1 protein-coding gene is annotated in these 5,373 nt (G+C 71.4%); it reads right to left on the bottom strand.

The features are described 5' to 3' along the window. Positions 1 to 5,373 (bottom strand): amino acid adenylation domain-containing protein (locus tag ACFT4A_RS42170; RefSeq protein ID WP_382841946.1); only part of this gene is annotated, 5,373 nt, incomplete at both ends.

Raw genomic sequence — 5,373 nt, 5'->3', positions numbered from 1 at the left:
CAGCTCCGCATACGACACCGACACACCATCCGCGACCACCGCCACCGCATCCGGCGTCCGCGCCACCTGCGCCTCGAACAACTCCCACACCAACGAGTCCCGGACATCGGTGGACGTGTCGTTCCACTCCGACAGCACCCGCCGCCGCTCAGCCGCAGCAAGCACCTCCACCCCGCCCAGAGACAGTTCGGGCGCGGACTCCAGCGCGCTCACCAGGTTCTCCACGGCGGTGTGCATCAGCGTCACGACCGCGCCGGAGTCGATCGGGGCGACCGAGTGCACGGCCACCGAGATGCTGTCGCCGTTGTCGTCGACCAGGGCCACGAGCGGGTAGTTGGTGCGTTCGCGGGACAGCACCAGCCGGATGCCTTCAATGGCCCAGTCCATGCTCACGCCGACGTTGTGCCGGTAGTTGAGGAAGGACGTGAACAGCGGGGTGTCACCGGCCACGCCGCTGGCCTGCTGCGCCACCGACAGGGGGGCGTGTTCGTGTTCCAGCAGCTCGGCGAGTTGCCCACGCATGGCCGACACCGCGTCCGCCACACCGAGTTCGGCTGTCCGGACGCGTACCGGCAGGGTGTTCATGAACGGACCAGGGACCCGGTCCGCGCCGGCGCCCGCGTTCATGCGACCGAAGAGCACCGTTCCGAAGACCACGTCATCACGGCCGCTCACAGCCGCGAGCACACGCGCCCAGGCCACGTGTACGAGCGTGGCGACGCTGGTCCCGGAGCGGCGTGCTGCCGTGCGCAGGCGCTGCTCCAGTCCGGGGGCCAGGTGCTCCACCGCTCGCACCACGTCGGTGCCGTCGCCGTGAGCCTGGAGGACGTCGAACGGCACGGTGGGTTCCTCGACTTCGCCGAGGAGATCCGCGAAGTACCGTTCGTGCTCGGCCCGTGAGACCCCACCGCGGGCCTGTGCCACGAAGGTCCGGAACGGCAGGGGCTCCGGCAGTTCGTCGCCCCGGCCGGTGAGGTATGCCTCCACCTCGCCGAGCACCACTTCCAGGGCAGTGTGGTCCTGCACCAGGTGGTGCACGCGGGTGAGCGCCAGCCATCGGCCGTCGGGCAGCCCGGCCACGTGGACGTCGATCAGGGGTGCGCGGCCCAGGTCCATCCGCAGCCCTGCGGCGTTCACGAGGGCGGCTTCCGGAGTCTCGCCGTGCGGGTCGAGGACGATCTCCGTCACGGGTATGAGCCCCCGGCGCCACACCACCTGCACCGGCTCGCGCAGGCCCTCCCACACGAAGGACGTGCGGAAGATGTCGTGCCGGTCCACCACGCGCTGCAACACCGTCAGGAAGGCGTCCAGCCTGGTCCGCGAGTCGAACTCCAGCACGGACGGCAGGACGTAGGCGTCCTCGCCGCCCTCGGTGAGCATGTGGTGGAAGAGGAGGCCCTCCTGGAGGGGGGCCAGCGGATAGACGTCCGCGATGTTCGCGGCGCCGCCCTCGACCGTGGCGACGATCCGCTCGACCTCTTCGGCCGTCAGGTCGGCCAGCGGCAGCATCTCCGGCGTGATCGCGGTCGCGTCGGCCGGGATCAGGTTCTCCGGGACCACCACCTGCTCCGCACCCGCCGACAGCGCCAGGCCGGCCACCGTCGGGGAGTCGAACAGCACCCGTACCGATACCGCGACGCCCTGCTCCCGCAGGACCTCCACCAGCTGGATCGCCAGGAGGGAGTGACCGCCCAGGGCGAAGAAGTCGTCGTCGACGCCGACGCTCTCCAGGCCGAGCACCTCCGCGAACGCGGCGCACAGGATCTCCTCCCTGGCGTTCGCGGGTCCCCGGCCCGCTCCTGCGACGTCCGCGAAGTCGGGCGCGGGCAGGGCCTTGCGGTCCAGCTTGCCGTTCACCGTCAGCGGCAGGGCGTCGAGGACGACGACAGCCGTCGGCACCATGTACCCGGGGAGGGCGCCGGCGGCGAACTCTCGGACAGTGGTGGCGAGTTCGTCGTTCTCGCCGTCGGCCGGAACGACGTAGGCGACCAGGCGCACGTCCGCGGGAGTGTCCTGGCGTGCGACCACCGCCGCCTGGGCGACCCGTGGGTGCTCCGCCAGGAGCGTCTGCACCTCACCCGGTTCGATCCGGAAGCCGCGGATCTTGACCTGCTCGTCCGACCGCCCCGCGAAGACCAGGTTCCCGTCCTCGGTCCAGCGTGCCCGGTCACCCGTCCGGTACATCCGCTCGCCCGCCGCGAACGGGCAGGCCACGAACCGTTCCGCGGTCAGCCCCGGCCGTCCCAGGTAGCCGCGCGCCAGTTGTCCGCCGGCGACGTACATCTCACCGGCGACGCCCACGGGTACCGGCGTCAGCCGCTCGTCCAGTACGAACACGCTCAGCCCGGGGATGCCGCGTCCGATCACACTGCCCGCCGCGCGGCTGTGCGGTTCCAGTTCCTGGAAGGTGACGTGGACCGTGGTCTCGGTGATGCCGTACATGTTCACCAGACGCGGCCCGGACGCGCCGTGACGATTCCACCAGCCGCTCAGGCGCGCGGGGTCCAGCGCCTCGCCGCCGAAGACGACCGCGCGCAGGCCCGAGACCGCCTCCGGGCGCACTTCCTCGGCCGCCATCAGCTGGTAGAACGCCGACGGGGTCTGGCTCAACATCGTGACCCGCTCGCGCTCCAGCAGGTCAAGGAACTCCCGCGGCGACCGGGACACGGTGAAGGGCACCACCACGACGCGACCGCCGTGCAGCAGCGCCCCCCACAGCTCCCACACCGAGAAGTCGAACGCGAACGAGTGGAACCAGCTCCACGCGTCCTCCGGGCCGAATCCGAAGAGGGGGCGGGTCTGCGCGAAGAGGGTGGTGACGTCGTGGTGGGTCACTGCCACACCCTTGGGCCGGCCGGTCGAGCCCGACGTGTGGATCACATAGGCCGGGTGGTGCGGCAGCGGTGCCCGCCGCTCGTCTCCGGAGAGCGAGGTGCCGTCCAGTTCTGCCAGCGCCTCCGCCGTCTCGGGGGCGTTCACGGCGATCCGCGCCGCCCCCTGGGGTACGACCGTGCTCAGTTCCGCAGTGGTGACGATCACCACGGGTGCCGCGTCGTCCAGCAGGAACGCGATCCGCTCGGCGGGGTAGGCAGGGTCCAGGGGCAGATAGGCGCCTCCGGCCTTCAGCACGGCGAGCAGCGCGACGACCAGATCGGCGCCACGCTCCATGCACACACCGGCCACGGACTCCGGGCCGACACCCTGCCGGATCAGCAGCCGGGCGAGCCGGTTCGCCCGCGCGTCCAGTTCCGCGTACGACACCTGTTCACCGCCGTCGACGATCGCCGTGGCGTCGGGGGTCCGTGCGGCCTGCGCTTCGAAGAGCTCCGGCAGCGTCGCGGGCGCGGCGTCGACCGCCGGGGCCTGCCACTGGGTGAGTATCCGGCGGCGTTCCTCCTCGTCGAGCAGGTCGATGTCGCTCAGCCGCAGCTCAGGTCTGCCGCACAGCAGGTCGAGCAGTCGCGTGAGCCGTTCGGCGAGCCGTCGGGCGGTCTCCTCCTCGAAGAGGTCGGCCGCCGCGATCAGCCAGCCTCGCAGGCCGGCCGGCGAGCGGCCGGGGGCGAAGTCCTCGCTGATGTTGAGCTCAAGGTCGAACCTCGCCGCCGTCGATCCCGCGGACAGGACGTCGGGCACCGTCCCCGTGAGGTCCAGCGCGGCCTCGGCGTTGTTCTGCAGGGTGAGCATCACCTGGAACAGCGGATGGCGTGCCAGCGAGCGAGTCGGGGAGAGCTCCTCCACGAGCTTCTCGAACGGCACGTCCTGGTGGGCGAGTGCGGACAGGCCGGTGTCCCGGGCCCTCACCAGCACCTCGTGGAAGGTCGGATCGCCCGACAGGTCGGTCCGCAGCACCAGGCTGTTGACGAAGAAGCCGACCATGTCGTCCAGCGCTTCGTCGGTGCGCCCGGCGACGGCGGCACCCATCGGGATGTCGGTGCCCGCGCCGAGCCGTGACAGCAGCACGGACAGGGCGGCGTGGAGCACCATGAAGGTGGTCACACCCTCGGCCCGCGCCATCTCGGCGAGACGGGCGTGCACGTCCTCCGGTACGTCGAGCGGCACTCGGTGCCCGCGGTGGGAGGGCACCGGCGGGCGCGGCCGGTCGACGGGCAGGTCCAGCTCCTCCGGCGCTCCTGCCAAAGCCTGGCGCCAGTAGGCGACCTGGCGGGACAGCGGGCTGTCCGGGTCGGTGGCGTCGCCGAGCAGCTCGCGCTGCCACAGCGCGTAGTCCGCGTACTGCACCGGCAGCGGCCGCCACTCCGGAGCGCGCCCCGCGCACCGTGCCTTGTAGGCCTCCGAGAGGTCGCGCGCCAGCGGTGCCGTGGACCAGCCGTCGGCGGCTATGTGGTGGACGAGCAGGACGAGGACCTGGTCGCCTGGCCCGGTCGTGAACAGCCAGGCCCGTATCGGCACCTCCGACGACAGGTCGAAGGTGTGGGCGTGCGCCTCGGCGATCGCGTCGTCCAGGTCCTCGGGCGTCAGCTCGGCCGTTCGGAGTTCCCACTCCAGGTCTGACGGCGCGAGGATGCGCTGGAACGGCTCCCCTTCAGCCACCGCGATCACCGAACGCAGAGCCTCGTGGCGGGCGATGACATCACGGAAGGCCGCTTCGAGCGCCCCCCTGTCCAGCTCGCCGGTCACGCGTATGGCGGCCGGGATGGTGTAGGCGGTGCTCGGCCCCTCCAGCCGGTCGATCGCCCACAGCCGGCGCTGCGCGTAGGACAACGGCAGCCGTTCGGGGCGTTCTCCTGCGGCCGGCGTGGGCCGGGCGGCGATGGAATCGGCCGCGCGGGCGGCGACTCCGGCGACCGTGGGTGAGTCGAAGAGTGCTCGCATGGACACGTCCAGACCCAGCACGGTCCGGATCCGGCTCAGCAGTCGGGCGGCGAGCAGGGAGTGGCCGCCGAGGGCGAAGAAGTCGTCGTCGACACCCACGCTTTCCAGCCCGAGGATGTCGGCGAACGCGGCGCACAGGATCTCCTCCCGCATGTTCGCCGGACCCCGGCCCGCACCAGTGGTGTACTCCGGCACCGGAAGCGCCTTGCGGTCCAGCTTCCCGTTCGGAGTCAGCGGCAGCTCATCCAGAACCACCACGGCCGACGGCACCATGTAGCCCGGCAGCCGCTCCCCCGCCCGCGCGCGCACCACTGCCGGCAGATCCTCGACGGGCTCCGCGGGTACGACGTAGGCGACCAGACGCTTGTCCCCGACCGTGTCCTCCCTGACCACCACCGCTGCCCGGGACACGTCCGGATCAGCCGTCAGGACGGCCTCGACCTCGCCGGGTTCGATGCGGAAGCCGCGGATCTTGGCCTGGTCATCCGCCCGGCCCAGAAACTCCAGCCGACCCTCAACCGTCCACCGCACCACATCACC

This window comes from Streptomyces sp. NPDC057099 (assembly GCF_042671245.1).
Classification (GTDB): Bacteria; Actinomycetota; Actinomycetes; order Streptomycetales; family Streptomycetaceae; genus Streptomyces; species Streptomyces purpurascens.
Note: the sequence above shows the minus strand (reverse complement) of the source record. Positions and strands in the feature narration are given on the sequence as shown.